The following is a 2872-nucleotide window of genomic DNA, read 5'->3' on the forward strand; positions in this document are numbered from 1 at the left end:
AGGGCATGAGATACGTCTCAAGCGTATCCGGCAATTGTCGTGGTTGTCATCGCGGATCAGACCCCTTGGGGTTATATGGTCAAGCGATGAAGCGCACACGGTGGATGCCTTGGCAGTCAGAGGCGATGAAAGACGTGGAAGCCTGCGATAAGGTTCGGCGAGGTGGCAAACAACCTGCGACCCGGACATCTCTGAATGGGGAAACCCACCTATCGTCAGATAGGTATCGTACACTGAATACATAGGTGTACGAGGCGAACCGGGGGAACTGAAACATCTAAGTACCCCGAGGAAAAGAAATCAACCGAGATTCCCCCAGTAGCGGCGAGCGAACGGGGACCAGCCCTTAAGCGGGTGAAAGGTTAGGCGAATGAGTTGGGAAACTCAGCGATACAGGGTGATAGCCCCGTAGTCGAAAGCCTGATCCCGTGAAATCGAGTAGGTCGGGGCACGTGAAACCCTGATTGAAGATGGGGGGACCATCCTCCAAGGCTAAATACTCCTGACTGACCGATAGTGAACCAGTACCGTGAGGGAAAGGCGAAAAGAACCCCGGAGAGGGGAGTGAAATAGACCCTGAAACCGTGTGCGTACAAGCAGTGGGAGCGGGCTCGTCCCGTGACCGCGTACCTTTTGTATAATGGGTCAGCGACTTATATTCAGTGGCGAGCTTAACCGTATAGGGGAGGCGTAGGGAAACCGAGTCTTAACTGGGCGACCAGTCGCTGGATATAGACCCGAAACCGGGCGATCTATCCATGAGCAGGTTGAAGGTTGAGTAACATCAACTGGAGGACCGAACCAGGATCTGTTGAAAAAGATTTGGATGACTTGTGGATCGGAGTGAAAGGCTAATCAAGCCCGGAGATAGCTGGTTCTCCTCGAAAGCTATTTAGGTAGCGCCTCACGTATCACCGCCGGGGGTAGAGCACTGTTTCGGCTAGGGGGTCATCCCGACTTACCAACCCGAGGCAAACTCCGAATACCGGTGAGTGCAGCGTGGGAGACACACAGCGGGTGCTAACGTCCGTTGTGAAAAGGGAAACAACCCAGACCGTCAGCTAAGGTCCCCAAATCCTGGTTAAGTGGGAAACGATGTGGGAAGGCTCAGACAGCTAGGAGGTTGGCTTAGAAGCAGCCATCCTTTAAAGAAAGCGTAATAGCTCACTAGTCGAGTCGGCCTGCGCGGAAGATGTAACGGGGCTCAAACCAGGTACCGAAGCTACGGGTTCATCGAATGATGAGCGGTAGAGGAGCGTCGTGTACGCCGACGAAGGTGTGTCGAGAGGCATGCTGGAGGTATCACGAGTGCGAATGCTGACATGAGTAACGATAAGGGGAGTGAAAAACTCCCCCGCCGGAAGACCAAGGGTTTCTGTTCGACGCTAATCGGAGCAGAGTGAGTCGGCCCCTAAGGCGAGGCCGAAAGGCGTAGTCGATGGGAAACGGGTCAATATTCCCGTACTCCACTGTATTGCGATGGGGGGACGGAGAAGGCTAGGTGAGCCAGGCGTTGGTTGTCCTGGTGAAAGTCAGTAGGCTGGGGAATTAGGCAAATCCGGTTCCCCAAGGCCGAGAGACGAGACGAACAGACTACGGTCTGGAAGTCATCGATGCCACGCTCCCAGGAAAAGCCTCTAAGCTTCAGATACAGTGGAACCGTACCCCAAACCGACACAGGTGGTCAGGTAGAGAATACCAAGGCGCTTGAGAGAACTCGGGTGAAGGAACTAGGCAAAATGGTGCCGTAACTTCGGGAGAAGGCACGCCGGTATTAGGTGAAGCCCCTTGCGGGTGGAGCTGACGCCGGTCGAAGATACCAGGTGGCTGCAACTGTTTATTAAAAACACAGTACTCTGCAAACGCGTAAGCGGACGTATAGGGTATGACGCCTGCCCGGTGCCGGAAGGTTAATTGATGGTGTTAGCTCACGCGAAGCTCCTGATCGAAGCCCCGGTAAACGGCGGCCGTAACTATAACGGTCCTAAGGTAGCGAAATTCCTTGTCGGGTAAGTTCCGACCTGCACGAATGGCGTAATGATGGCCACGCTGTCTCCACCCGAGACTCAGTGAAATTGAAATCGCAGTGAAGATGCTGTGTACCCGCGGCTAGACGGAAAGACCCCGTGAACCTTTACTACAGCTTCACACTGGACGCTGATGTTGCTTGTGTAGGATAGCTGGGAGGCTTGGAAACTCGGTCGCCAGATCGAGTGGAGCCAACCTTGAAATACCAGCCTGGCATCATTGGCGTTCTAACTCCGGTCCGTTATCCGGATCGAGGACCGTGTGTGGTGGGTAGTTTGACTGGGGCGGTCTCCTCCCAAAGCGTAACGGAGGAGCACGAAGGTACCCTCAGCACGGTTGGAAATCGTGCAATGAGTGCAAGAGCATAAGGGTGCTTAACTGCGAGACAGACACGTCGAGCAGGTACGAAAGTAGGTTCTAGTGATCCGGTGGTTCTGTATGGAAGGGCCATCGCTCAACGGATAAAAGGTACTCCGGGGATAACAGGCTGATACCGCCCAAGAGTTCACATCGACGGCGGTGTTTGGCACCTCGATGTCGGCTCATCACATCCTGGGGCTGAAGTCGGTCCCAAGGGTATGGCTGTTCGCCATTTAAAGTGGTACGCGAGCTGGGTTTAGAACGTCGTGAGACAGTTCGGTCCCTATCTGCCGTGGGCGTTGGAGATTTGAGAAGCGCTGCTCCTAGTACGAGAGGACCGGAGTGGACGTACCTCTGGTGTTCCGGTTGTCACGCCAGTGGCATCGCCGGGTAGCTATGTACGGACGGGATAACCGCTGAAAGCATCTAAGCGGGAAGCCCCCTTCAAGATGAGATCTCCCCGAGGCCTCGAGCCTCCTGAAGG

The 2872-nt window shown here is 54.7% G+C and carries 1 rRNA gene; it reads left to right on the forward strand.

Annotation, left to right across the window (positions count from 1 at the left end):
* Positions 1-77 precede the first annotated feature (77 nt).
* A 23S ribosomal RNA gene (locus ACGTNF_RS16275) occupies positions 78-2872 on the forward strand; the annotation flags it as partial.

The sequence above is a fragment of the Halomonas sp. B23F22_10 genome (assembly GCF_043496975.1).
GTDB classification, from domain to species: domain Bacteria; phylum Pseudomonadota; class Gammaproteobacteria; order Pseudomonadales; family Halomonadaceae; genus Halomonas; species Halomonas smyrnensis.